This window comes from Albibacterium bauzanense, from assembly GCF_004339765.1.
Taxonomy (GTDB): domain Bacteria; phylum Bacteroidota; class Bacteroidia; order Sphingobacteriales; family Sphingobacteriaceae; genus Albibacterium; species Albibacterium bauzanense.
Map to the genome: position 1 here is coordinate 681538 of NZ_SMGO01000002.1, position 25072 is coordinate 706609.

Below are 25072 nucleotides of genomic sequence, written 5' to 3' on the forward strand. Positions count from 1 at the left end.
TGCGGGAAGTGTTAGTAGCGCTTCCCGCTTCTTTTATTAAGTCAATCGTTTTAGGATAATTCAAATTGTTATTCTATTACAATGGACCTCCTTCCTTTTCTAATTGCTTTTACTGTACCAGTTGATTCAAGCATGGTTATAATGCTAGACAAAGGCCGCTCTCGCGATACCATGCCACTAAATTTTAACGAAGTCAGATGGGCCGGACAGTTAATATCGATGTTATACCAACGGGATACTTGTTCCAAAATATCCCCTAACTTTTCGTTTTTAAAGATAAAATCTCCGTTTTTCCAAGCGAGAGCTCTTTCTATATCAGCCTGAATTACATAGACTTGATCGCGCACCAGCGCTTGCTGTCCCGGAGATAGGAATACATTCTTAGTTATATCTTTGGATATTAGTTTAACCTTTCCTGTTATTAACGTGACTTCCATTTGATCACTTCGATAGTCATTCACATTGAATTGTGTACCTAAAACTTCGATTGTTTGCTTGCTGGTTTCAACGAGGAAAGGAATTCGTTTCTTTTGATCTGTTGATTCATACTGGGTGGCAATATCAAAATACACTTCGCCGGTTACCTTTACTTTTCTTTCGAATGGTGAAAACTGAACTGGAAATGTTATGGAAGAATAGGCATTTAACCAGGCTATAGATCCATCTGGTAAGACAACCTGATATTGTCCTCCCTTTGGAGTTTCTATGGTATTATAGTTGTAAGCATCAGTCGGAAAAACCAGCTTATTATTCTTGAAATTCATTGAATAAACCAATGTGCCAGTCTCTTCATTAGTAATTTGAGTGCCTTGCTGTTCAGCAATTCTGCCATTGATTGTATCTGCCAAGGCAATTTTTGTTCCATCGGAAAGGGTTAAATAGGCATGATTTCCTCCCGGAGCAATATCGGCCATCACTACAGTCTCTGAATGAGAATAATCTTTCATTAGAAAGAACGTGATACCACAAATAAGCAGTAAGGCAGCAGCAATGGAAGCCACCTTTGCCAAGCTTCTGTGTTTAATTGGTAAGACTCGTCCTTGATTGGGTTCTTCTATTGAATACTTTTCAGCAAATCGAGGTGAACTTTTTAGCTTGTTTAAAATGCTTTCGACTCGTTCATCGCTTAAAAAGGTGCCTTCACTTTCTGCCCCGATTTCCATAAACCAAGCCTCAATGATGCGTAACTCCTCTTTAGTGCAGGTATTCTGACTGTATTTTTCTAATAAATGATGGATATTTTCTTTCACCTATAACATTTTAATAAGCATAATGAGACAGCTTTTTAATGGTCTGCTATAGATATAGGAACAGAAAATGAAGTTTCGGCTATTGCTAAAATCCGATTTAACGATTTAGTAATCTTATTAACATTGGCTTAATGTTAATAGAGAAGGAAATAACTCAGATATAGAAGGTAACTTGTGTTTTTCAAGGCTTCTGAAACACGTTTACGAATGGTTTTTAATTGGTTGTGAATCGTATTAGGTGAAGTAGATAAGGTTTTAGCTATTTCTGCGATCGACAGATCTTTTTCATAACGTAGTTGGTAAACCTGCAGCATCCTTGTTGGCAAAGAAGAAATAGTATTAGCGACCAGGGATTCCATTTCTTCGGATTGCGTATGTCGAAATGCAGCAGAGAGTTCTGATGTCTCTGAGAGATCATCCGACATATTTTCCCATATTTCAATAAATTTAGGCTGAACTTTATTTTTCCGATAGTAATTCAGAACCCGATTCATCGCCATCCCATAGAGATAGGGAAAGATATCTCCCTTGGGTTGATATGCTTCCCTTTTTTCCCAAAGTGTCAGAAAGATATCCTGGGTGAGGTCTTCTGCTATTTCCAGATTTTCAATACGTTTACTGATTTCCCGATAGAGACTACGTACGTAGCGACGATAGATCATCTCAAAAGCCAGTCTATCTCCACTTTTCAATAAACGCCAAAGCTGTTGATCTGAATACGATTCCAATTTGATGATTACTAATGTTAAACAACCTGCTCAATGAAGACAAAACTAAGCCATTAAGTTTGCCTTAGTATTAAGCCTATATTAACCTTACTAATTAAGCAGACAATTCCAAAAGTCATCTAGAAAATATATCTTAGCTTAAGGAATTGTTTTTATCTTATTTTCTTAATTATGCTTTCAGTTTTTTCGATTGCTATTTCTTTTGTTTTTTCAATGTTTACAGCGATACCTGCTGTGGTTCCTGATTCTATTACTCCGGGCGCGGATCAACTTGAAGAATACCTCCCTTTATTAAAAGGTAAGAAAGTGGGTTTGATGGGGAATCAAACATCTATAGTGGGTGATAAGCACCTAGTTGATGTTTTGTTTGAAAACGATGTAGATTTACGGTTTGCATTTGCACCTGAGCATGGTTTTAGGGGTGATATTGAACGAGGTGAGAGTGTGAGGAATGATGTGGATGAGAAAACGGGATTAACGCTTCATTCGCTGTATGGAACTAATGAGAAGGCAGACTCAATCGTTAACTCAGTAGATGTTATGATTTTTGATCTGCAAGATGTAGGAGCGCGGTTTTATACTTATGTGGTTTCTATGCATCAGATTATGCAGCTATGTGCAGATAATGGAAAGAAAGTAATTGTATTGGATAGGCCAAATCCGAATGGTGATCAGGTTGATGGGCCTGTTAGAAAGGATGATAAGTTTAAATCAAATGTGAGCTATCATAAAGTTGCCATGATTCATGGCTTGACGGTAGGAGAGCTTGCAAAGATGATTAATGGAGAAGGGTGGTTGGAGAATGGAGTTCAGTGTGATTTAGCAGTTATTCCTGTTAAAAACTACGACCATAGCATGAAGTATGAATTGCCGGTGATACCATCGCCAAGTTTGCCGAATTATACATCGGTACGTTTATATATGTCTTTATGTTTGTTTGAAGGTACGAATATTAGTGTGGGAAGAGGAACGGACTGGCCTTTTCAGGTAATAGGGTATCCGGATCCTGTATTTGGAAAGTTTACATTTGTGCCAGGAGTTCGACCTGGAATGGCAGCACATGTTGAACAGCAGGGTGAATTGTGTTACGGTCTGGATTTGAGAGGTGTGGATGCTGTTTCGGAGAAATTTACATTGAAATATTTGCTAGATTTTTATAAAAAATCGGGATTAAAGGAAAAGTTTTTTGCAAGACCAGATTTTTTCGATAAGCTTGCAGGGACTGATAAACTACGAAAACAGATTATTGCCGGAATGAATGAGAAAGAAATTCGGGATTCATGGAAGGATGAATTAACGGCTTATAAAATAATGCGAAAAAAGTACTTGCTTTATCCGGATTTTGAATAATTTATAAGGTGTCTTCTGGTATCGTTAATAGGCTTGTATGAGTACTTCTGTTGGTATTCGCATTTTGTCGTGTATTTGACGAATCATCTTGAGAGATAGTTTTCTTTTCTTATTTAATATTTCACTGGCTCTGCTCTTTAGCCCAATTATTTTCCCTAGATCGTTTTGGTTATAACCCATTTGCTCCATTCTAAATTTAATGGCCTCGATGGGATCTGGAAGTTCAATCGGAAAATGTTCGTCTTCGTATTTCTCTATTAATATTGATAGTATTTCTAATTCATCTCCTTCTGAAGATTCTTTTTTGGCATCAAAGATGAATTCTAATCGCTCTAATGCTTTTTGATAATCTTTTTGTGTTTTTATAGGTTTAATATTCATGTTTCAAATTTTATTAGCGTCTATCTTGTTGTATTCTGAATGAGTTCCGATAAAACGAATCCATATTATTTTGTGCTCGTAGTTTATTTTCACTATTAATCGATAGGTATTACCTTTAATGTTAAATACAATTCTATTTTTTAACAAAACACTAGCGCTTGGATATTCCTTTTTAATATCGTTGGGTGTTTCCCAATTACTTTTACTTGATTCCTGATACCATGAAAGTAATTGTTGTTTACTATCGGAATGCTTCTCCCAAAAATCTCGAAGTGTTTTCTTAGAAATTATTCTCAAGTTTATTCTTTTATCAAAGTTAATAAATAGTTCCCATATTGGGAAGTTGTGGAGATAATATTTTAATATAGAAACAGCAGAATTAACTATCTTTAATTTCATATTTTAAGAATTATTGCTTTTTCTCAATTTTTGAGCATTAAAGGAATATAACACTGGCAAAACACTAAATTGTTTGCCGAAGTTATATAAGCATCTGAGTTGAATAACATCAAGAAATGAAGTACACGACCGAAAAAGAATCAAATTATACAAATCTGGAGCACATGAGTGTGCATGAGCTTCTTGTTAATATTAATAAAGAAGATCAAAGCGTGGCGCTAGCTGTGCAAAAAAGTATTCTGCAGATTGAAGCGTTAACAACTGTGATTGTAGATAGGATGAAGAAAGGTGGCAGGTTGTTTTATATTGGAGCGGGTACAAGTGGGCGCTTAGGCATTTTAGATGCTTCTGAGTGTCCACCAACCTTTGGTGTGCCCCATGATTGGGTAATCGGACTTATTGCTGGTGGCGATACTGCTATTCGCAAAGCGGTTGAATTTGCAGAAGATGATACAGAACAGGGTTGGAAAGATTTGTCGGAATATTCTATTAATGAAAAGGATGTGCTGGTAGGGATCGCTGCTTCTGGAACAACGCCTTATGTAATTGGGGCCTTAAAAGCTGCTAATGAAGCTGGTTTAGCTACTGGTTGTATTGTTTGCAATGTTGGTTCACCTGTAGCTAGTGAAGCGAATTATGCAGTAGAAGTTGTAGTAGGTCCTGAATTTGTTACCGGTTCTACGAGAATGAAGGCTGGAACGGCGCAGAAGATGGTATTAAATATGATAACAACGGCTACCATGATTCAATTGGGAAGAGTGAAGGGAAATAAAATGGTGGATATGCAGCTAAGCAATAATAAATTGGTAGCAAGGGGGGTGAGAATGATTGTTGAGGAAACGGGCGCTACAGAACATTTAGCGGCAGAGCTGCTTGAGAAATATGGAAGCGTTCGTGCAGCCATAGCCCATTATAATAATTAAAGCCTGAAAACATGACCCCTTTTGTATTATTGAGTTTCTTGATTGTTTATTTTACGGTTCTTGTTGGTGTGGCCCATTTTACTTCTCGTAAGAAGTCGGACAACTCTGCTTTTTTCTCTGCTAATAAGAATTCTAAATGGTATATCGTTGCCTTTGGAATGATAGGAACAGCTTTATCGGGTGTTACTTTTATTTCAGTTCCAGGTGCTGTTGGTGGTGGTAGTTTTAGTTATTTCCAATTTGTTTTGGGAAATGCGGTAGGCTACGTAATTGTAGCTTTTGTTTTATTGCCACTTTATTATCGGATGAATTTAGTCTCCATTTATACATATTTGGAACAACGTTTTGGACATATGAGTTATAAGAGCGGAGCAATGATTTTCTTGATATCAAGAACGATTGGTTCTGCGTTTCGCTTGTATTTGGTAGCAATTATTCTTCAGCGTTTTATTTTTGATGCATGGAATGTGCCTTTTGCGGTGACTATAATTATTTGTTTAGTGTTGATCTGGGTGTATACGCATAAGGGAGGGCTGAAGACAATTATTATAACTGATCTTCTGCAAACCTTTTTTCTTTTGTTTTCAGTGGTTCTTTCTATTTATTTTATTGCACAAAGTCTGGATATGAACTTTGTAGAAGCATTTGATGCTATTAAAGAAAGCACATATTCGAAGATGTTTTTCTGGGATGATTTTATGGGGGATACAAAGAATTTCTTTAAACTGTTTTTAGGAGGAATATTTGTAACGCTAGCGATGTTTGGTCTGGATCAGGATATGATGCAGAAGAATATTAGTTTGAAGACGATTGGGGAAGCTCAGAAGAATATGCTTTCGTTTACGCTTGTTTTTGTGATCATTAATATCTTCTTTTTGTCGGTTGGTGCTATGCTTTATTTATATGCTGCTCAAAATAACATTGATGTTGCGGCACTTCCTACTCCCGATCACTTGTTTCCAGAGATTGCATTGAATTATTTACCCATTTTACCTGGTATCATTTTTATGATGGGCTTAACGGCTGCAACATTTGCAACAACAGATTCTGCATTAACGGCTTTAACAACTTCATTTTGTGTCGATTTTCTGAATTTTCATAAGAAAGAAGATCCAAATGACCCAAAATTGTTAAGGCAACGAACTTCTGTTCATGTAGGTTTCTCAATCCTAATGTTATTGGTGATTATGGGCTTTCGGGTAATTAATGATGAATCGGTTGTAACAGCTATTTTTACAGCAGCTGGATATACATATGGACCTTTGCTTGGTCTTTTTGTATTTGGGATGTTCACCAACCGGGCTGTAAGAGATTCTTTAGTGCCTTATATCTGTATTTTATCGCCTATTTTGCTTTATGGATTGAAGCTCTTGCTGGAAAGTACAGTGGGCTATGGGATGAGTTTTGAGCTGATTGTTATCAATGCTTTTTTAACGTGGATTATGTTATTTATAACAAGTAAACCGGGGCTTAAGGTTCCTGTTAAATTCTAATAGGTTTTAAAGATTAATATAAAGCAAAAGGCCGGATCAATTGATCCGGCCTTTTGCTTTATATTAAGAACTCGAATTGTTATTGGTATTTTTTCGAGTTTACTTTACGATCTGCTTCACGAAGATGTATTTTACGCATACGGATACTTTTTGGTGTTACCTCAATGTATTCGTCACCTTGTATATATTCCATTGATTCTTCTAACGAGAATTTAATAGCAGGTGCAATACGAGTATTGTCATCTGTTCCTGAAGCACGCATGTTAGTCAATTGTTTCCCTTTGGTGATATTGATAGTTAAATCATTATCACGGATATGCTCTCCAACGATTTGACCTTCATAAATATCAACACCTGGATCGATAAAGAAGCGACCACGATCTTGTAATTTATCAATGGCATAAGCTGTTGTTGTACCTTTTTCCATTGAAATCAATACACCGCTTAATCTTCCAGGAATAACACCCTTCCATGGTTCGTAATCTTTGAAACGATGAGCCATTACAGCTTCTCCGGCAGTGGCAGTCAATACGTTGTTACGTAAACCGATAATCCCACGTGCTGGTATTTCAAATTCTAGATGTTGTAATAAACCTTTGGTTTCCATTACAAGGAGTTCTCCTTTACGTTGGGTAACCAATTCAATAACTTTACCTGCAACTTCTGCAGGAACATCTACAGTTAATACTTCAATAGGTTCACATTTTTTGCCATCGATCTCTTTGATGATTACTTGTGGTTGTCCAACTTGAAGTTCATAGCCTTCGCGGCGCATGGTTTCAATTAATACTGAAAGATGCAATATACCACGACCATATACTAAGAACGCATCAGCTGAATCTGTTGGAACAACTTTTAATGCCAGGTTTTTCTCCATTTCTTTGTATAAACGATCATGCAAATGGCGTGATGTTACAAATTTACCTTCCTTTCCAAAGAAAGGAGAGTTATTGATGGTGAATAGCATATTCATTGTAGGCTCATCAATGTGAATTACCTCCAATTGTTCCGGGTTTTCGAAGTCGGCAATGGTATCACCAATATCGAAGCCTTCGATTCCTACTACTGCGCAAATATCGCCGGCTTTTACTTCCGATACTTTTAGTTTACCTAAGCCTACAAAGGTATGAAGTTCCTTAACTCGTGACTTTATAATTTTACCATCACGCTTAACTAGTGAAACGGGTTGATTTTCTTTTATAACTCCGCGTGCAACACGTCCTACAGCAATACGTCCAACAAAGGATGAGTAATCTAAGGAAGTGATTTGCATTTGAAGTGTTCCTTCATTTATTGGAGCAGCAGGAATGAATTCCAGGATGGCATCTAATAGAGGAATGAAATCTTCGGTTGGTTTTTGCCAGTCTGTAGACATCCATCCTTGTTTGGATGAACCATACAATACCGGGAAGTTTAGTTGTTCATCATTGGCATCTAAACTAAAGAATAGTTCCCATACAGCTTCATAAACCTCTTCTGGACGGCAGTTTTCTTTATCTACCTTATTTACAACTACAATAGGCTTTAAACCTAGTGCAAGTGCTTTTTGAGTTACGAAACGAGTTTGAGGCATCGGTCCTTCAAAAGCATCTACCAGAAGAATTACTCCATCTGCCATTTTTAAAACACGCTCAACTTCTCCTCCAAAGTCGGCGTGACCTGGGGTATCAATGATATTGATCTTAACGTCTTTGTACTGAATAGAAACGTTTTTCGAAACAATAGTAATTCCTCGTTCACGTTCAAGGTCATTGTTGTCAAGAATTAAAACACCGCTTTGTTCGTTGTCACGAAAAAGATGTGTAGAGTGTAGGATTTTGTCAACAAGGGTAGTTTTTCCGTGGTCAACGTGTGCAATAATTGCTATATTTCTGATTTTCTGCATTTTATCGGTAATAGTATACTCGAAATTTTTCGCAAAGATAGTTATTAGGATTGGAAAAATTTGTTAGAGGTATTAGTTTTTTTATAGGGTAACTGTATTTTTTTTATATGAATCTGACAAAAGCATGCTTTTGATTCGCTAAGTTTGTGCTATGGATGTCCAATTAATACTTGTATTTGTTCTTTTTGGAATAGCCCTGTTATATTTGGGCAGGACGGTTTATCTTAATGTTAAACCTAAGAAAGGCGGCGCTTGTAAGACTTGTAGTGCTTGCAGTGATATAGCTGAGCCTCTAAAGAAAAAAGCAGATATTACTTCGTAATTAAACAAACTGCATAAGCCACTAAACCTTCTTCTCTTCCAATAAATCCCATTGTTTCATTGGTTGTAGCTTTTATTGAGATATCATCCGTACTAAGACCAGTTGCCAAACTGATATTGTTTTTCATCTCTGAGATATAAGGTTTTATTTTCGGCGCTTCTATACAAAGCATAGCATCGATGTTCCCTATCTCCCAACCTTTTTCTTTTAACAACTTTACACAATGTTCCAACAGTATTGTACTGCGGATATCTTTCCATTGCGGATCTGTATTTGGAAAATGGTATCCTATGTCTTCCAGGTTTGCTGCACCTAGAACAGCATCACAGATGGCATGAACAAGAACGTCTGCATCGGAATGACCGAATGCTCCTGAATGATGTTCAAGTTGAACCCCTCCTATAATAAATGGATGATTTTCTCTTAATTGGTGTACATCAAACCCGAATCCTACTTTAATCTTCATCTTTTCTCCTTATTGTGCCAAACATATATAATTGAATCTTAGGAAACAAAAATATAGACGTATTGCCCCTGTTCTTGCTATTCAACAGTAACTGATTTTGCCAGGTTACGGGGTTGGTCAACATTGCAGCCTCGCAAAAGAGCAACGTGATAAGCAAGTAATTGTAAAGGTATGGTAGCTAATAAAGGAAGAAAAGTATCATCTGCATCAGGAATTTCAATTACAAAGTCTGCACTCTTTCGTACATCAACATCGCCTTTGGTTACAATGGCAATTACTTTTCCTTTCCGCGCTTTAACTTCTTGAATATTACTTACAACCTTTTCGTATGAGCTGCTTTTAGTAGCAATAACTATTACAGGAAATCCTTCGTCAATTAGGGCTATTGGACCATGCTTCATCTCAGCCGCGGGATATCCTTCTGCATGGATGTATGATATTTCTTTTAGTTTTAGAGCGCCTTCCAGGGCTATTGGGAAACCAATTCCACGACCTAGATATAAGCTGTTATTAATATCTTTGATGTCTTGAGCAATGTATTTAGTTGCTTCTTCTGTTTTTAAGCATTCTTTGATTAAATCAGGGATGCTATCTAATTCAGTTAATAGAACTTTCATTGCATCAGGCTTAATTTTTTCTTTTAATTGAGCGATGTAGAAGGCGATTAAAGTTAAAACAGTGACCTGAGCTGTAAATGCTTTTGTAGAAGCAACACCGATTTCTGGCCCGGCGTGAGTATAAACGCCTGCATCTGTGAAACGGGTTATTGATGAACCTGCTACGTTGCAAATCCCGAATATTGTTGCTCCTCGTTCTTTGGCAATTTCTAAGGCAGCAAGTGTATCGGCTGTCTCTCCTGATTGAGAAATAGCCATCACAATATCATTTTCTGAGATGATAGGATTACGGTACCTGAACTCTGAAGCATATTCTACTTCAACAGGGATACGCGCATACTCTTCTATCAGGTATTCACCAACCAGACCTGCATGCCATGATGTACCACAGGCAATGATGATAATACGGTTAGCGGTTTTTAGTTTTTCGTCGAAATCTTTTAATCCGCCTAGTTGTATTTTTCCTTCATTTGGATAGATTCTGCCTCGCATACAATCGCGTACAGTAAAAGCTTGCTCATGGATTTCTTTTAACATGAAATGTTCATAACCGCCTTTTTCAAGCATTTCAAGCTTTAATTCTAATTTATGAATAGAAGGGGTTTGTATTTCATTCTGAACTGTTCGGATCTCAATTCCTCTTATTGTAATAGTGGCGATTTCAAGATCCTTTAAATAAATAATATTTTGAGTGTATTCGATAATTGGAGATGCATCAGAACCGATTATATATTCATTTTCTCCAACACCAATTACTAGGGGACTTCCTTTGCGTGCTGCAACAAGCTGATCGGGTTGTTCTTTATCTACAATTACAATGGCATAAGCTCCGATTACTTGTGTTAGGGCTAAACGAACAGCCTCTGTAAGATCACATTGTTCTTCTTTCTGGATTTCCTCGATTAGGTGAATAAGAACTTCAGTATCGGTATCGCTTTTGAAAACATGACCATTGCTGATCAAGGTTTCCTTCAAGATTGCATAGTTTTCAATGATTCCATTATGAACAATGGCTAAGCGTTGATTGCCAGAAGAGTGAGGGTGTGCATTCCGATCAGAGGGTTCGCCATGGGTAGCCCACCTTGTATGACCGATACCCACTGTTCCACTTAGGTCCTTATCGGCTGCATATGCCTCAAGAACAGATACTTTACCAGCCTTTTTAAGAGTCTTTATTTCATGTGGCTTAACGAGTGCAATGCCAGCACTGTCATATCCTCTATATTCTAATCGTTTTAATCCTTTAATTATAATTGGCCAAGCCTGTTTTGGGCCGACATATCCTACGATTCCACACATATATTTTAGTTATGAAAAAAACAAAAGTCGGAAAAAACTCCGACTTCTATGTGACTTCTTGAAAAAATGAACTAAATTTTATGATTTCTTAATTCGCTTTTGTATAATAAATATTCAATTTCATTTTATAATTCTCGTTACTGTTTCCGCCTAATACTGCCCGAGAACCTGAATAAACATTTAATAGGTAAGGTACAATCGTAGCTTCTACATTAGAAGCCGGAGCAACGTAAAAAGTACTATTGTTTGTTTTACTTTTTAATATATCTTGAATATAAGACGTAAGTATAAATGTATAGCTCTTTTTGTCTTTATCGTATTTTCCGCCGAAGGATAGTCCGAAACTTCTTGGATCGCGAATATTACGTACTTCTCCTGTCGGTAGTGTAGCTGTACGGGTATCGCCATCTGGTAAAGGTACACGTTGACCTGCGATGTCTTCACGATATAACGTTAGTCGTGGTGCTTGTTTAGTAAAGATTGTTCCGGTAGCGTCTGAATCAGTATAGATAATCAGTTCAGCTTTATTAATGATTAAATTCTGGTCTTTTAAAGAAGCAAGTGTCGGTAGAGATAATTTAGTACGTAAACCTGCAGGAGCTTGTACATAAACCGTTTCAAAGTTTCCTGTAGGATTTGCTAGCTGATCTGTAACAGCAGTAGAATAATCATTTGAAAGGGAGGAAACAGCATTTTGAGAACTTACAGAATAGAACTTGATCTTTTGATCTGTAGAGCCAGGTAATTTATAATAGACCATTAACCCATTTTGATTGCTATTTATTGCTAAATGGACAATACCCCCGATGCCAACCTGAGCTGTTTTATTAACGCTAACCTGGAAACCTTTTATCCGATTCTGGAAGAATGTATTGCTTGCAAATGTTGTAGAGTCAATGTTGCCATCAAATAAGCTTTTAATTTTAGCAGCATCCATCGGTATGCGTAGCTGAGGCCCAACCTTAATGATTGTATCTTTTGCGCTGATTACTGTATGGATCTGAATGCTATCGCGGTATGCAAATTTATTAAGTGTTTTGCTTCCAAGTATATCTGCTTCAACTGCCCATGTTGCATCGCTAGGATAATCCTTATTGAATTCGAAAGGTGTACTTAGCTGTTTTACTTCAACTGTAGTAGTTGAATTTAATGAGTCTCCAAAGAAATCCATTCCATAGTCGAATACCATAATAGCCGAATCAATATTTGCATTGGCTGGTATACGAGAATCGTCTGCGAATATCTTTTCAAGGCCTAATTGAATGCTAGCACTGCTTTCACCAATGGTAGGGTCTTTTAAATAACCTAGGGGATGCTGATATGAACTTTTTGTGGAAGTACTACTTTCTTTAACTGTAACGGCGTATATAGGAAGATCATCAATAAGTGCGCCTTGTATTTGGTCTTCTGGATCAACATCTAAACCTACTTTTGACGGGTTTTCACAACCACTTAAAATAAAGAGACTTATCAACAGGGTTAATAAGTCTCGAAAATAATATTTCATATGTTACTATTGAAAACTGAACGATTATACAGTTTCGAGTTCTTCACTCGCAAATTGTTCGTAAAGGTTGCAATAATTTTCGAAATCTGTATCATTCTGAACGTCGATAACTGGAATTTCCACGTTTTTAACAATTTTTAACAAATCCTCATGGATGTTATCTTCGGCTAATACGAGCGCATCAGAGTAATTAATAGCACCTTGATAGAGACTTAAATGAGTAGCGTCTTTGTAGTGTGAAACATCCTCATCTTTCATAGAAGAAGTTAATGCTTTCTTAGCGAATTCCTCTCCTAAGTTCTCTTTGAAAGAGTCGTTATATAATGAATAGATAACTTTTGCATCTTTATAGGTTGGGTCGTTTTTATAGGAAGTTTTAAGATAAGCAGGAATTAATGTACTCATCCAGCCATGACAGTGAACTACATCTGGTGACCATCCTAATTTCTTAACGGTTTCTAATGCTCCTTTGCAAAAGAAGATTGCCCGTTCATCGTTATCTGCAAAGAATTTGCCAGTTTTGTCGCTGAAAATATGCTTTCTATTGAAGTATTCATCGTTATCTAAGAAATAAACTTGCATACGAGCTGCAGGTATAGAAGCTACTTTAATAATCAACGGGTTGTCATTATTATTAACAACGATGTTCATTCCTGATAAGCGAATAACTTCATGAAGCCTATTCCTACGCTCGTTAATTGTGCCAAATCTTGGCATAAGAATTCGGATCTCATATCCTTTTTCCTGCATTGCCTGAGGCAATTGACGTGCAATTTCTGAAATTTTGCTTAATTCAAGGAATGGCGACATTTCATGTGTAATAAACAATATCTTTGTTTTTGCCATCTCCAATAATTTTTTATGTGTTTGTTTCTTTAGTAGAATATTGACTAACTAGGTTGGACAAAGATAAGCATTATCTGCCAACTTATCAATGAATTACGAAAAAGGCTTTGTATTACCAATTGAATTTACCACTTTTGGCGGTATTTTTTAACGAGTTAGCTGTGCTTATATTTTATAAAAAAAAGGAGTTAGAGAATCATCTTTCTTTTCTAAGAGAGGAAGGCAAGCGAATAGGGTTAATACCTACAATGGGTGCTCTACATCAAGGACATCTGACTTTATTAAACTATGCTAAAGAATACTGCGATATACGTTTATGTAGCATTTTTGTAAATCCTACCCAATTTAATAATGCAGAAGATATGGAGAAGTATCCTCGTCCTATCGAAAAGGATATAAATAATTTAAAAGAAGCAGGGTGCGACTTATTATTTATGCCAGAAGTAGATGAAATGTATGCTGAAGGGGAAGAGTGGCATATTAATTTGGAAGGATTGGATTCTATATTAGAGGGAGCATTTCGACCAGGTCACTTTCAAGGAGTAACTCAAATCGTTAAAAAGCTTTTTGATATTGCAAAACCGGATATTGCTTGTTTTGGTCAAAAGGATTATCAGCAATACCTGGTGATTGAAAAGATGGTTCATTTATTAAAAATACCTGTTGAGTTAAAACTATGCCCTACCGTACGTGAAACTGACGGTTTAGCGATGAGCTCAAGAAATATTCGTTTATCGGATAGGGGGCGCAACCAGGCTCTGATTATTTATAAAAGCTTAATTTACTTGAAACAACATATAAGGCGAGAAACTATCGAGAAGTCTAAAGTAAAGGCTATTGAGATGTTAGAAAGTATCCCGGATTTAAAACTTGAATATGTTGAGATTTGTGATTTGGATAGTTTAGAACCTTTGACTGATTATACGACAAATGAGTCGGTCATTGCGTTGATTGCAGTTTGGATAGATGGTGTAAGGCTGATTGATAATATGATAATTGAGGTTGAAAACTAAAGTATTACCATGATATTCTTTAATTTTAGTAAATTTGTACCATGATTATTGAGGTAATGAAATCAAAGATTCATCGTGCGCGTGTTACACAGGCGGAGTTGAATTATGTGGGAAGTATTACAATTGATGAAGATTTAATTGACGCTGCCAATATTATAGCAAATGAGAAGGTGCAGATTGTGAATAATAATAATGGTGCTCGTTTTGAAACCTACGTAATTAAAGGTGAACGAGGATCAGGTATTGTTTGCTTAAATGGCGCTGCTGCCCGTTTAGCCCAAGTGGGAGATGTAATTATTATTATTTCATATGCGTATATGTCCATTGAAGAAGGAAAGAGCTATGACCCTTTGCTTGTATTTCCCGATTCTAACAACCGATTAATTAAATAAATTCTATTTAGGGCCCGATAGTCGTAGGTTTTTCTTTTTCACTACTATGCTTGCATAGTAATTGTTATATTTAAGAAAATTTTAGCTTATGATTTTTGAACTAAGTGAAGAGCAAAAGATGATTCGTGATGCGGCTCGTGATTTTGCTGAAATAGAATTGAAACCCGGCGTTATTGAACGCGATGAAAATCAAACGTTTCCTGTTGAACAAGTAAAAAAATTAGGAGAACTTGGTTTTCTGGGTATGATGGTGGATCCAAAATACAATGGATCAGGTTTAGACTCTATTTCTTATGTTCTTGCTATGGAGGAGTTTTCTAAAATTGATGCTTCAGCCTCTGTAGTGGTTTCTGTAAATAATTCATTAGTATGCTTTGGTTTGGAGAAATATGGTTCCGAAGATCAGAAAGAAAAATATCTAAAGCCACTTGCTGCTGGTGAGGTTATTGGAGCTTTTTGCCTTTCTGAGCCTGAAGCAGGATCGGATGCAACTTCTCAAAGAACTATCGCAGAAGATAAAGGGGATTATTATTTGCTTAATGGAACGAAAAATTGGATTACCAATGGGAATTCTGCTTCTATATATTTAGTGATTGCACAAACTCATCCTGAAAAAGGAAGTAAGGGTATAAATGTTCTTATTGTTGAGAAGGGTATGGAAGGCTTTAGTATAGGACCAAAAGAGAACAAGATGGGTATTCGAGGTTCGGATACGCATTCTCTTCTTTTTAATGACGTGAAAATTCCAAAATCGAATCGTATTGGTGATGATGGCTTTGGATTTAAATTTGCGATGCAAACATTGGATGGTGGGCGTATAGGTATTGCTGCACAAGCTCTTGGGATTGCATCTGGTGCCTATGAGCTGGCATTAAATTATGCAAAGGAAAGGAAGGCCTTCGGTAAACCAATTGCAGAACTGCAGGCTATTAGCTTTAAATTAGCCGATATGGCAACTGATATTGAAGCAGCGCGTTTACTTGTCATGAAGGCTGCCTGGTTGAAGGATCAAAAATTGCCTTATGCAAAATATGCATCAATGGCTAAGTTAAAAGCTTCGGAAGTTGCGATGAAAACAACGATAGAGGCTGTCCAGATCCATGGAGGATATGGGTTTGTAAAAGAGTATCATGTTGAACGATTGATGCGCGACGCAAAAGTAACACAGATTTATGAAGGGACTTCTGAAATTCAGCGGCTTGTAATTGCCAGAGAAATACTGAAATAGTTATCTTTACAAAAAAATGTAGTATGAAAAAGTTCTTGTATTCCTTGTTGATTTTCAGCATCATCTATATGATTGGTTGTAGCCCTGCAAAGGTGGAATTGGAAAATGGAATATGGCGTGGGGTATTTAGAACCGATTCGGCCATTGAGATCCCTTTTAACTTTGAGGTATATGATTCCGCAGGGACTAAACAGATTGCATTTCTGAATGCAAAGGAACGTCTGAATATCAGTGAAGTTAGTTTAGTGGGTGACTCTGTTATTATTAAGACTCCTTTATATGAAACAGAGATTCGTGCTCTTTTGAGCGCAGATGGGATGTCAGGTACATGGACTCGCCATTTCCCTGATAAGATACAACATATGCCTTTTGAGGCTAAACCTAATGTGGCCTGGCGTTTTATAAAGAACCCAAGAGCTGCAAAGGAAAATATTACAGATAAGTGGTCGGTTCTTTTTAGAAGTGACAATGGTACGGATACTACAGCTGCTATAGGTGAATTTATTCAGGATGGAAATAAAGTGAGTGGGACCTTTTTAACAGACTATGGAGATTATCGTTTCTTGCAAGGGGAGATTGATGGGGATATTCTTTCTTTATCTGCTTATGCAGGGTCTAGTCCGAGTCTCTTTGTAGCTACTGTGTCAAAAGAGGGCATCATTGGAGATATGTATTCAGGGCCGAATAATCATACAGATTGGGAAGCAAAACGAGATGAAAATGCGATGCTGGCAGATGCTTATCATATTACCAGGTTGAAAGTTGATTCAAATACTGTTGCTTTCAAGTTCGAGGATACCGAAGGAAAGATGGTTTCTTTAAAGGACGAGCGTTATAAGGGTAAGGTTGTTATTATCCAGTTTTTAGGATCATGGTGTCCAAACTGTATGGATGAAACAGCATACTTAAGCTCTTTTTATAAGAAATATAAAGATAAGGGTGTTGAAGTTATTGGTTTAGCATATGAGCGTTATGCTGAACCTGAACGGGCTAAAAAGGCAGTTGTTAATCTTATAAATCGTTTTCAGGTTAGCTATCCTGTTTTATTAACAGGTTATACCAATAAAACAGAGGATGTATTAAAGAGTATTCCTGCACTTGAAAATTTTAATGCTTTTCCTACAACGATCATAATTGATAGGAAAGGAGACGTTCGGACAATTCATTCAGGATTTACAGGCCCAGCTACCGGACAAGCATATGTTGATTACACAAATAAATTTGAAACTACCATAAATGAACTATTAAACGAAAAGATATAATGATTAAGATTAGACCTATTAAAATGCAGAACGGCTCCTTAGGAGCCGTTCTGCATTTTAATAGGTTTTTGCTTCTATTTAATAAAATGTTTTAATTGTATAACTTCTTTTTCGTCCAGGTGTCTCCAGCGGCCACGTGGTAGATCTTTTTTGCTAAGATTAGCATAAATTACGCGATCTAATTTAATAACGTCATAACCTAAATGTTCAAAGATCCGTCTCACTATGCGGTTCTTTCCACTATGTATTTGTATGCCAACTTCTTTTTTACTTGCTCCTTGAACATAGCTAATATCATCCGGCTTGATTAGACCATCCTCTAATTCTATTCCGTATTCAATTTTGTTGAAATCGCCTTGACTAAGATTTTTGTTTAACTCGACCTGATAGATCTTTGTTATGCTATTGCGTGGGTGAGAAAGCTTCTCGGCTAATTCACCGTCATTGGTCATTAATAGTAAGCCAGTAGTATTGCGGTCAAGTCTTCCTACCGGATAAATACGTTCGCGAGTTGCTTTGTCAACTAAGTGCATAACTGTGCGACGTTCTTGAGGATCGTCTGTAGTTGTAATATAGTCTTTTGGTTTATTTAGAAGTATATAAACCATTTTCTCACGTTTTAGACGTTCGCCATTGTACTTAACTTCATCGGTAGCAGGATTTACGCGTGTGCCTAAAGAGGTAACTACTTCGCCATTGATACTAACTACTCCAGCTTCAATTAGTTCATCTGCTTTTCTTCTTGAGCAAATACCTGCATTTGCAATATATCTATTTAAGCGAATTAATTCAGGTTCATTAAAAGAGCGAGGTTTTGACTCTTTAGAGATCTCTTCTTTTTGATAAGGAGTATCTCTTCGAGGGCGATCTCCTTTCTTAAGATCATTAGATTTTCTGAAAGGTTTGTCTTCTCTTTTAAAGTTGTCTTCCCTTTTAAAAGAATTCTCTCGTCTTGGACCATCTTCTTTTTTGAAGTCATTTGACTTTTTGAATGGCCTATCTTCTCTTTTAAAGTTATCGTCTTTTTTAAAAGGAGTATCTTTTCTTGGACGGTCTGTCTTTTTAAATTCGCCAGGCTTTCTGAACGGTTTATCTTCTTTCTTAAAATGATTTTCCTTTTTATAAAGATTATCTTTTTTTGATCGCTCGTCTTTTTTGAAGTCGCCTGATTTTTTGAATGGTCTATCCTCTCTTTTAAAGTTATCGTCCTTCTTAAAGGGACGATCTTCTGATTTAGAGAATCTAGATGAAGATGTTGTAGTTTTTTTATAGGGTCTCTGCCTGTTATCATCTGATTTCTTAGCATCAAAGCTAGCTCCTGGTGCTTGATCAGAACGTTTTGAGTGAGGTTTTCTATCATCGAAACGATTGTCTCGGTTTGTGCTTCCTTCAGCTTTTCTTCCGAAAGAGGGTTTACCTCCGTGGTTGGACTTGCCGTCACGGCTGTTCCTTTTGTTATTGAATGGCATATATTTTACCCTTATTTTGAATCTGCAAAGGTAGATCAATTTTTTAAATATTAGCTATTAGACATCTTTTTTTGAAAAGAAGAATATTATGCTAAAAATATTGCCAATAGGTAGGTTTAAGAGGGGGTTTTGCGTAACTGTTTGGTAATTAACATTATAGTTTGTATATTTGCCACCCACATTTTCCCAGTACCAAAAGGAGAGGTAAAATATGATAAAAAAGCACCTGTTAACTTGCACTTTGGCAGTAGTAGTTTTGCTCGGTTCAAAGTTGTTTATATACAGTACCCCAGTAAAAAGTGAAGCGGAAACGAGGAGTTTGATGGGAGATGATAAGATAGTAGAGAGGCACCGCTTAGCTTTGGAAGTAGAAAGGAAAGAAAAGTATTATTCTTCCTTGAACTTTGCAGATGAGGAGATACCAACAGGTATTAAATCGGTTGATACAAGGATGAAAAGAAATCTTAATAAGTTTTCATATCGCAACCTTCAAACTCATAAACTACATCGTACTGCAAAGGAATGGTTTCCGAAAATAGTACCTATTTTAAAGAAATATGGTATTCCGGAAGATTTCAAATATATGCCTTTGGTAGAAAGCGGTTTGCGATCAGGGACTTCGCATCGAGGGGCCTCTGGCTATTGGCAATTTATGCCTGGGACAGCTCGCGCTTTTGGATTGAAAGTGAATGCACAGGTAGATGAACGACAAGATATAATAAAATCTACTGAAGCTGCTGCCAAATATTTAAATGCCTTGCATGATATTTTTGGAAATTGGACCTTGACAGCGGCAGCTTATAATATGGGAGAGGGCGGATTGCTTAAATCGATGAGGAATCAAGGCAAGGATGATTATTATTTATTGTCTTTAAATGCTGAAACTGCTGCTTATGTATATCGGTTGATTTCAATGAAGGAAATTATTGAGAATCCTGATATATATGGTTATTTACCTGCTAGCGGAAAAGGTATGCTCGCTGAAAATATTTCCTATCAGTGGGGGCTTGATAATCGCTTATAAGACGAATCTAATTTTATATTAAGGCTTCAGCTCCTTTACTTTTCTTCAGATTATTTCATAATATTATCTGTATTTTTGCATAAATGGGATATGGTTAAAACCCTTTTGCATTGAGCTTCCTACATGAATAAAAATACTATTCCGGATTTAGTAGAACAGAATGAAGTTGAGGTCTTTGGAGCTCGAGTTCATAATCTAAAAAATATTGACGTTAGTTTTCCACGAAATAAGTTGGTTGTCATAACTGGATTAAGTGGTAGTGGTAAGTCTTCATTGGCTTTTGATACCATTTATGCAGAAGGACAACGTAGGTATTTAGAAACTTTTAGTGCTTATAGCCGACAGTTCCTTGGAGGTTTAGAAAGACCAGATGTAGATAAGATTTCAGGGTTAAGTCCTGTAATTGCTATTGAACAGAAGACCACCAATAAAAATCCACGGTCTACAGTGGGCACAATTACGGAAGTCTACGATTTTTTGCGTCTTTTATATGCTCGTGCAGGAGAGGCATTTTCCTATGTCTCTGGTCAAAAAATGGAGCGTCTTTCAGAGAATCAAATTATTGATCGGATACTATTGAAATTTAATAATGAACCTGTTAATGTCTTAGCGCCCGTGGTAAAAGGTAGAAAAGGGCATTATCGGGAATTATTTGAACAAATTAGAAAGCAAGGCTTTGTAAAAGTTCGGATTGATGGAGAGTTGGCAGATCTTACTCCTAAAATGCAAGTGGATAGGTATAAGACCCATGATATTGAGATTGTAATTGATCGGTTGACCATTAGCGAGAAGGATAGAAGCCGGTTGCAAAGTTCAGTTCAACAAGCCATGAAATTGGCAAAGGGGGTTATCAAGATTAGTAATGCTGCTAATCAGGAATTTTTCTTTAGCCGGTTTTTAATGGATCCTGAATCAGGAATATCTTATGATGAACCTCAACCTAATACTTTCTCTTTTAATTCACCTTATGGTGCTTGTGAAAATTGTGATGGATTAGGCTATGTATTTCAGATTGATCGTGAAAGCGTTATCCCAGATCCGAAATTAAGTATTATGCGTGGAGGTTTAGCCCCTCTGGGTGAATATAAGGATAACTGGACTTTTCAGCAGTTAAAAGCTTTGGCCAAGAAATATGGCTTTTCATTGACTACACCTCTAAAAGATTTATCGGAAGAGCATCTTAGTTTAATTTTTGAAGGTGCTCCAGACATAATAAGCGTTCCTGTTTCTTATAACAAATGGAATGTAAAGACCTATCAGATTGTGTATGAGGGCCTCTTTAAGCAACTTGAAGAACAACATGAACAAAAGGCAGGGAAAGAAGATATCGAAAATTTTAGATCGTTGAAAACTTGTACAGTATGTGAGGGTGCGCGATTGAAAAAGGAAGCTCTGCATTTTAGGATTGATCATAAGAATATTTCGGAATTAGCTGATTTGGATATTTCGACTTTGATGACCTGGTTTGATAATTTAGAAAGCAGGCTGAGTGATCGTCAGAATATTATTGCTACTGAAATTCTTAAGGAGATTCGTTCTCGTTTAGGTTTTCTCTTAGATGTGGGTTTAAATTATCTAACCTTGAATCGTTCAGCGAAAACACTTTCAGGAGGAGAGGCTCAACGCATTCGTTTGGCTACTCAGATAGGTTCTCAACTTGTTAATGTTCTTTATATTCTGGATGAACCAAGTATTGGTTTACATCAGCGGGATAATGAACGGTTAATTGGCGCTTTAAAGAATTTAAGAGATATTGGTAATTCTGTTTTAGTAGTAGAACATGACAAGGACATGATCTTAGCTGCTGATTATGTGATTGATATGGGTCCTGCTGCAGGTTTACAAGGTGGAGCCGTTGTTGCAGAAGGTACACCTGAGGAAATTACTCAGAGCCATACATTAACAGCAGCTTATTTGAATCAGGAGAAGGAGATTCCGCTTCCTTCTGCAAGGAGGAAGAGTAATGGTTTGACTTTACGTCTAGAAGGTGCGAGCGGACATAATCTTAGAAATGTAAATGTTGATTTTCCTTTAGGATGCTTTATTGCAGTTACAGGTGTATCAGGCAGTGGAAAATCCAGTTTGATAACAGAAACGCTCTATCCTATTCTAAATCATCATTTTTTTAGAGCGAAGAAGACTCCATTGCCTTATAAAAAGCTGATTGGTTTAGATAATATTGATAAGGTAATAGAGATCGATCAGTCACCTATTGGTAGAACACCTCGTTCAAATCCTTCTACCTATACAGGCGTGTTTTCAGATATTAGAAATCTATTTGTTCAGCTTCCTGAAGCTAAGATCCGTGGCTATAAGCCTGGACGTTTTTCATTTAATGTAAAAGGAGGACGTTGTGAGACTTGTAAAGGTGGTGGAATGAAAGTAATAGAGATGAATTTTCTTCCGGATGTTCAGGTGCCTTGTGAAACTTGTCAGGGAAGACGTTATAATCGTGAGACATTGGAGGTGCGTTATCGTGGAAAATCTATTAGCGATGTTCTAGATATGCGTATTGAGGAAGCTGTTACGTTCTTCGAGCCTATCCCATCAATTTATCGTAAGGTTAAAACGTTGAATGACGTAGGCTTAGGATATTTAACATTAGGACAGTCATCGGTTACTTTATCAGGTGGAGAGGCGCAACGTGTAAAGCTTGCAACTGAACTTTCTAAAAAAGATACTGGTAAGACGTTTTATATTTTGGATGAACCAACTACCGGTTTGCATTTTGAGGATGTGAATGTATTATTGGGAGTATTGAATCGTTTGGTTCAGCGTGGTAATACAGTTTTGGTGATTGAACATAATATGGAAGTGATAAAAGTGGCGGATTGGGTAATTGATATGGGACCTGAAGGTGGTAGTGGTGGTGGCGAGCTTGTATTTGCCGGAACACCTGAAGGTTTGGCTCAAAATAAGATAAGCCGAACTGCTAAGTTTATCGAAATGGAATTAAATTTCAGTAATAAAGTAGTATCTTAAGGTGTTATAAGTTAATATAAAAAATTACAGATATGGAAATGATTGTATTGGATAAATTGGGTGTGGCAGATCAGATAAAAGAAGTGTTGGAGACTGTGTTTGATCCAGAGATTCCTGTAAATATTATTGAACTGGGCTTAGTTTATGAGATAATCACCAAAGAAGATGGAACAGCTAAAGTTATAATGACTTTAACAGCTCCAAATTGTCCTGTTGTTGACTCAATCATTAATGAAGTTCAGGAAAAAGTTGAGTCTGTAGAAGGAGTTAAGAATGCCTTGGTTGAATTAAGTTTTGACCCACCTTGGGAAAAGAGTTTTATGAGTGATGAGGCTCGATTAGAGCTTGGGTTTATGTAAGAGAACTACTCGAGCCCTTTTTCTAAATCATCTAGTCGCTTTGGAAAGGATGATACAGGTTTTACTTTATCCTTTTCATTTCTTCCAAAGGTGAGTTTCCAAAAGTTTCTGGATTCTTTTGTTAATAGGGGAGCCACAATACTTAATATAAGTACATATACTACTACAAAAGATTGGATGATTGGATTTAATCCGCCTGCCTTACCAATATTTGCCATGATAATTGAAAATTCTCCCCTTGCCGATAATGTAAACCCGATATCGAATGTAGCATGCTTTTTCATAGAAGAGATGCGAGTTGCAAAATAGCCCGATGCTAAGTTACCCAGTATAGTTAATGCCGCAGCAATAGAAGCCCACATAACGGCGCCGCCCAAGCTCATAGGGTCGATTGATAATCCGAAACTGAAAAAGAACATCGCTCCAAAGAAATCCTTGTATGGAAGCACCATATGCTCGATTCGTTTAATGTATTTTGAATCAGCTAATACTAGTCCTGCCATTAAAGCTCCTATAGCCTCTGCAACGTGAATGGTTTCAGAGAATCCTGCTGTAATAAATAATAATGCGAAAATAATAAGTATAAAAATTTCCGATGATTTTACTTGTAGTAGCTTATCGATAGCAGGAACCATTTTTCTGCCCAGGATTAGGAAAAGCAGAATAAAGCCAAGTGCGAGCAGGCAAGTGCCTACAACGGTCCACATTGATCCTCCACCACTTAAGACAAGGCCAGATAAAAAGGAAATATGCATGGCAATAAATAGATCATCGAACATGATCATTCCCATAATGATTTCAGTCTCAGGATTTGCTGTTCTGCGTAGATCGGTTAAAACCTTTGCCACAATTACCGTAGAAGAACTTGTCATAATACCACAAATAACCATTATCTCAGCAAATGGCATCCCCATCATCCAACCTACTAATAGACCGGTTACAAAATTGATACAGACATAAATGGTTCCACCAGTAACTATTGATCTTCCTGATTTAATTAAACGCCCTACAGAGAACTCTAATCCAAGATAAAATAGTAGAAATAGTACTCCAAGTCTGCCCATGAAATCCAGGAAAGGCATACTTTCTTTGAACTGGAGATCAATGACACCAAGATCAGGTGCATGTTCACCTAATACCATACCAATAAGAATAAAAAAAGGAATCACAGATACTCTTAATTTGTTTGATATTAAGCCAACTGTGGCTACCAAACAAACGGCAATTCCAATTTCTAATATTAAGGTATTCATTTTTATGTCTTAGGGTTAACGGTTATTTATCTAGTAGTATCTGCTTTAGCAATTTAATGTGATTCCGTTTTCCTGCTACAATTAAAGTAATCCCTGAAGATATAATATAGTCGGGACCTGGATTTATTATAGTTTCGTCTTGATTAATAGCAGCAATAATTGAAGCCCCGGTCATCTTTCGAACTTCAAGCTCTCCGATGGTTTTTGTTATGGCTTTGGATTCGTTAGGAACTTTATACCATTCGATCATTAGATCATCTAATGCTACCTCAATGGTTTCCAAAGCTTTGGGTTTATATGATAAACCTCCTATGATTCCAGCAACTTGACGTGATTCCTCATCATTCAATGTTAGAACACATCGCGATTCGTTCTCAGCTTCATCATAATTGTAGAGTTCTCTTCTTCCATCATCGTGGATTACGATTACTACATTATCGCCATAACTCGTTTCTAATTGATATTTCTTTCCAATACCAATCAGATCCGTTTCTTTAACATTTGACATAATCTATTTTTCTAATAAATATTTATATATGACAATTATGATGTTGTTCATCATATATTCCAAAAATATAAAAAATAAGCCAGACCATCATAATTGAGTATTTGTAAAAAGATTGA

22 protein-coding genes are annotated in these 25072 nt (G+C 36.8%); 10 read left to right on the forward strand and 12 right to left on the reverse strand.

Annotation, left to right across the window (positions count from 1 at the left end; genetic code table 11):
- Positions 1 to 68: 68 nt before the first annotated feature.
- Positions 69 to 1250, reverse strand: a complete 1182-nt coding sequence (locus C8N28_RS08905) for a FecR family protein (protein ID WP_132224004.1) — start codon at positions 1248 to 1250, stop codon at positions 69 to 71.
- Between the two features lie 134 nt (positions 1251 to 1384).
- Complete coding sequence (locus tag C8N28_RS08910) at positions 1385 to 1978, reverse strand: RNA polymerase sigma factor (RefSeq protein WP_132224006.1); 594 nt, start codon at positions 1976 to 1978, stop codon at positions 1385 to 1387.
- Positions 1979 to 2149: 171 nt separating this feature from the next.
- Here C8N28_RS08910 and C8N28_RS08915 point away from each other — a divergent pair, with 171 nt between their 5' ends.
- Positions 2150 to 3328, forward strand: a complete 1179-nt coding sequence (locus tag C8N28_RS08915; protein WP_132224008.1) for an exo-beta-N-acetylmuramidase NamZ family protein — start codon at positions 2150 to 2152, stop codon at positions 3326 to 3328.
- A gap of 24 nt (positions 3329 to 3352) precedes the next feature.
- On the opposite strand, the gene C8N28_RS08920 is transcribed toward C8N28_RS08915, so the two are convergent.
- Positions 3353 to 3709 (reverse strand): helix-turn-helix domain-containing protein, encoded by a 357-nt coding sequence (locus C8N28_RS08920; RefSeq protein ID WP_132224010.1) that lies wholly within the window; start codon positions 3707 to 3709, stop codon positions 3353 to 3355.
- Positions 3710 to 3712: 3 nt separating this feature from the next.
- Positions 3713 to 4006 (reverse strand): type II toxin-antitoxin system HigB family toxin, encoded by a 294-nt coding sequence (locus C8N28_RS08925; RefSeq protein ID WP_132224012.1) that lies wholly within the window; start codon positions 4004 to 4006, stop codon positions 3713 to 3715.
- 218 nt (positions 4007 to 4224) lie between these two features.
- Between C8N28_RS08925 and murQ the strand changes: the two genes are divergently transcribed.
- Together murQ and C8N28_RS08935 are read left to right on the forward strand one after the other, a co-directional pair.
- A complete protein-coding gene (murQ, locus tag C8N28_RS08930) occupies positions 4225 to 5031 on the forward strand; it encodes an N-acetylmuramic acid 6-phosphate etherase (RefSeq protein WP_132224014.1) in 807 nt (268 codons plus the stop codon).
- 11 nt (positions 5032 to 5042) lie between these two features.
- Positions 5043 to 6524: a sodium:solute symporter gene (locus tag C8N28_RS08935; protein ID WP_132224016.1), complete on the forward strand. Its 1482-nt coding sequence runs from the start codon at positions 5043 to 5045 to the stop codon at positions 6522 to 6524.
- Positions 6525 to 6603: 79 nt separating this feature from the next.
- Here C8N28_RS08935 and typA read toward each other — a convergent pair whose 3' ends face one another.
- From typA to C8N28_RS08965, 5 genes are all read right to left on the reverse strand, one after another.
- Positions 6604 to 8409, reverse strand: a complete 1806-nt coding sequence (typA, locus tag C8N28_RS08940) for a translational GTPase TypA (RefSeq protein ID WP_132224018.1) — start codon at positions 8407 to 8409, stop codon at positions 6604 to 6606.
- Positions 8410 to 8720: 311 nt separating this feature from the next.
- On the reverse strand, positions 8721 to 9197 hold the full coding sequence (ispF, locus tag C8N28_RS08950; protein ID WP_132224022.1) for a 2-C-methyl-D-erythritol 2,4-cyclodiphosphate synthase: 477 nt from the start codon (positions 9195 to 9197) through the stop codon (positions 8721 to 8723).
- A 77-nt stretch (positions 9198 to 9274) separates the two neighbouring features.
- Positions 9275 to 11113, reverse strand: a complete 1839-nt coding sequence (gene glmS, locus C8N28_RS08955) for a glutamine--fructose-6-phosphate transaminase (isomerizing) (RefSeq protein ID WP_132224024.1) — start codon at positions 11111 to 11113, stop codon at positions 9275 to 9277.
- Positions 11114 to 11201: 88 nt separating this feature from the next.
- The gene (locus tag C8N28_RS08960) at positions 11202 to 12620 is read right to left on the reverse strand and encodes a DUF4270 family protein (protein WP_132224026.1); all 1419 of its coding nucleotides are present in this window, start codon (positions 12618 to 12620) and stop codon (positions 11202 to 11204) included.
- 24 nt (positions 12621 to 12644) lie between these two features.
- Positions 12645 to 13466, reverse strand: coding sequence for a glycogen/starch synthase (locus C8N28_RS08965; RefSeq protein ID WP_132224028.1), 822 nt, complete (start codon positions 13464 to 13466; stop codon positions 12645 to 12647).
- 134 nt (positions 13467 to 13600) lie between these two features.
- Here C8N28_RS08965 and panC point away from each other — a divergent pair, with 134 nt between their 5' ends.
- The 4 genes from panC (at position 13601) to C8N28_RS08985 (ending at position 17361) form a co-directional block, all read left to right on the forward strand.
- A complete protein-coding gene (gene panC, locus C8N28_RS08970) occupies positions 13601 to 14479 on the forward strand; it encodes a pantoate--beta-alanine ligase (protein ID WP_246012783.1) in 879 nt (292 codons plus the stop codon).
- A gap of 41 nt (positions 14480 to 14520) precedes the next feature.
- Positions 14521 to 14871 (forward strand): aspartate 1-decarboxylase, encoded by a 351-nt coding sequence (gene panD, locus C8N28_RS08975; RefSeq protein WP_132224030.1) that lies wholly within the window; start codon positions 14521 to 14523, stop codon positions 14869 to 14871.
- A gap of 88 nt (positions 14872 to 14959) precedes the next feature.
- Positions 14960 to 16099 (forward strand): acyl-CoA dehydrogenase, encoded by a 1140-nt coding sequence (locus C8N28_RS08980; protein WP_132224032.1) that lies wholly within the window; start codon positions 14960 to 14962, stop codon positions 16097 to 16099.
- 23 nt (positions 16100 to 16122) lie between these two features.
- On the forward strand, positions 16123 to 17361 hold the full coding sequence (locus C8N28_RS08985) for a TlpA disulfide reductase family protein (protein ID WP_132224034.1): 1239 nt from the start codon (positions 16123 to 16125) through the stop codon (positions 17359 to 17361).
- Positions 17362 to 17435: 74 nt separating this feature from the next.
- On the opposite strand, the gene C8N28_RS08990 is transcribed toward C8N28_RS08985, so the two are convergent.
- On the reverse strand, positions 17436 to 18830 hold the full coding sequence (locus tag C8N28_RS08990) for a pseudouridine synthase (protein WP_132224036.1): 1395 nt from the start codon (positions 18828 to 18830) through the stop codon (positions 17436 to 17438).
- A gap of 211 nt (positions 18831 to 19041) precedes the next feature.
- Here C8N28_RS08990 and C8N28_RS08995 point away from each other — a divergent pair, with 211 nt between their 5' ends.
- From C8N28_RS08995 to C8N28_RS09005, 3 genes are all read left to right on the forward strand, one after another.
- Positions 19042 to 19854 carry a lytic transglycosylase domain-containing protein gene (locus tag C8N28_RS08995; RefSeq protein WP_132224038.1) on the forward strand — a complete coding sequence of 271 codons (813 nt, stop codon included), beginning with the start codon at positions 19042 to 19044 and terminating at the stop codon, positions 19852 to 19854.
- A gap of 123 nt (positions 19855 to 19977) precedes the next feature.
- Positions 19978 to 22836 carry an excinuclease ABC subunit UvrA gene (gene uvrA / locus C8N28_RS09000; protein WP_132224040.1) on the forward strand — a complete coding sequence of 953 codons (2859 nt, stop codon included), beginning with the start codon at positions 19978 to 19980 and terminating at the stop codon, positions 22834 to 22836.
- A gap of 32 nt (positions 22837 to 22868) precedes the next feature.
- On the forward strand, positions 22869 to 23195 hold the full coding sequence (locus C8N28_RS09005; RefSeq protein ID WP_165870316.1) for an iron-sulfur cluster assembly protein: 327 nt from the start codon (positions 22869 to 22871) through the stop codon (positions 23193 to 23195).
- A gap of 5 nt (positions 23196 to 23200) precedes the next feature.
- Here the strand turns inward: C8N28_RS09005 and C8N28_RS09010 are convergent, their stop codons facing one another.
- Complete coding sequence (locus tag C8N28_RS09010) at positions 23201 to 24448, reverse strand: cation:proton antiporter (RefSeq protein ID WP_165870317.1); 1248 nt, start codon at positions 24446 to 24448, stop codon at positions 23201 to 23203.
- Between the two features lie 22 nt (positions 24449 to 24470).
- Positions 24471 to 24956 carry a cation:proton antiporter regulatory subunit gene (locus tag C8N28_RS09015; RefSeq protein WP_132224044.1) on the reverse strand — a complete coding sequence of 162 codons (486 nt, stop codon included), beginning with the start codon at positions 24954 to 24956 and terminating at the stop codon, positions 24471 to 24473.
- Between the last annotated feature and the right edge of the window lie 116 nt (positions 24957 to 25072).

What these genes read in the sequence shown, in the direction of transcription:
- C8N28_RS08985 (WP_132224034.1), top strand. Translation starts at nt 16,123, where the DNA reads ATGAAAAAGTTCTTGTATTCCTTGTTGATTTTCAGCATCATCTATATG.
- C8N28_RS08935 (WP_132224016.1), top strand. Translation starts at nt 5,043, where the DNA reads ATGACCCCTTTTGTATTATTGAGTTTCTTGATTGTTTATTTTACGGTT.
- panD (WP_132224030.1), top strand. Translation starts at nt 14,521, where the DNA reads ATGATTATTGAGGTAATGAAATCAAAGATTCATCGTGCGCGTGTTACA.
- typA (WP_132224018.1), bottom strand. Translation starts at nt 8,409, where the DNA reads ATGCAGAAAATCAGAAATATAGCAATTATTGCACACGTTGACCACGGA.
- uvrA (WP_132224040.1), top strand. Translation starts at nt 19,978, where the DNA reads ATGAATAAAAATACTATTCCGGATTTAGTAGAACAGAATGAAGTTGAG.
- murQ (WP_132224014.1), top strand. Translation starts at nt 4,225, where the DNA reads ATGAAGTACACGACCGAAAAAGAATCAAATTATACAAATCTGGAGCAC.
- C8N28_RS08960 (WP_132224026.1), bottom strand. Translation starts at nt 12,620, where the DNA reads ATGAAATATTATTTTCGAGACTTATTAACCCTGTTGATAAGTCTCTTT.
- C8N28_RS08915 (WP_132224008.1), top strand. Translation starts at nt 2,150, where the DNA reads ATGCTTTCAGTTTTTTCGATTGCTATTTCTTTTGTTTTTTCAATGTTT.
- C8N28_RS09005 (WP_165870316.1), top strand. Translation starts at nt 22,869, where the DNA reads ATGGAAATGATTGTATTGGATAAATTGGGTGTGGCAGATCAGATAAAA.
- glmS (WP_132224024.1), bottom strand. Translation starts at nt 11,113, where the DNA reads ATGTGTGGAATCGTAGGATATGTCGGCCCAAAACAGGCTTGGCCAATT.
- C8N28_RS08920 (WP_132224010.1), bottom strand. Translation starts at nt 3,709, where the DNA reads ATGAATATTAAACCTATAAAAACACAAAAAGATTATCAAAAAGCATTA.
- C8N28_RS09010 (WP_165870317.1), bottom strand. Translation starts at nt 24,448, where the DNA reads ATGAATACCTTAATATTAGAAATTGGAATTGCCGTTTGTTTGGTAGCC.
- ispF (WP_132224022.1), bottom strand. Translation starts at nt 9,197, where the DNA reads ATGAAGATTAAAGTAGGATTCGGGTTTGATGTACACCAATTAAGAGAA.
- C8N28_RS08980 (WP_132224032.1), top strand. Translation starts at nt 14,960, where the DNA reads ATGATTTTTGAACTAAGTGAAGAGCAAAAGATGATTCGTGATGCGGCT.
- C8N28_RS08990 (WP_132224036.1), bottom strand. Translation starts at nt 18,830, where the DNA reads ATGCCATTCAATAACAAAAGGAACAGCCGTGACGGCAAGTCCAACCAC.
- C8N28_RS09015 (WP_132224044.1), bottom strand. Translation starts at nt 24,956, where the DNA reads ATGTCAAATGTTAAAGAAACGGATCTGATTGGTATTGGAAAGAAATAT.
- C8N28_RS08965 (WP_132224028.1), bottom strand. Translation starts at nt 13,466, where the DNA reads ATGGCAAAAACAAAGATATTGTTTATTACACATGAAATGTCGCCATTC.
- C8N28_RS08995 (WP_132224038.1), top strand. Translation starts at nt 19,042, where the DNA reads ATGATAAAAAAGCACCTGTTAACTTGCACTTTGGCAGTAGTAGTTTTG.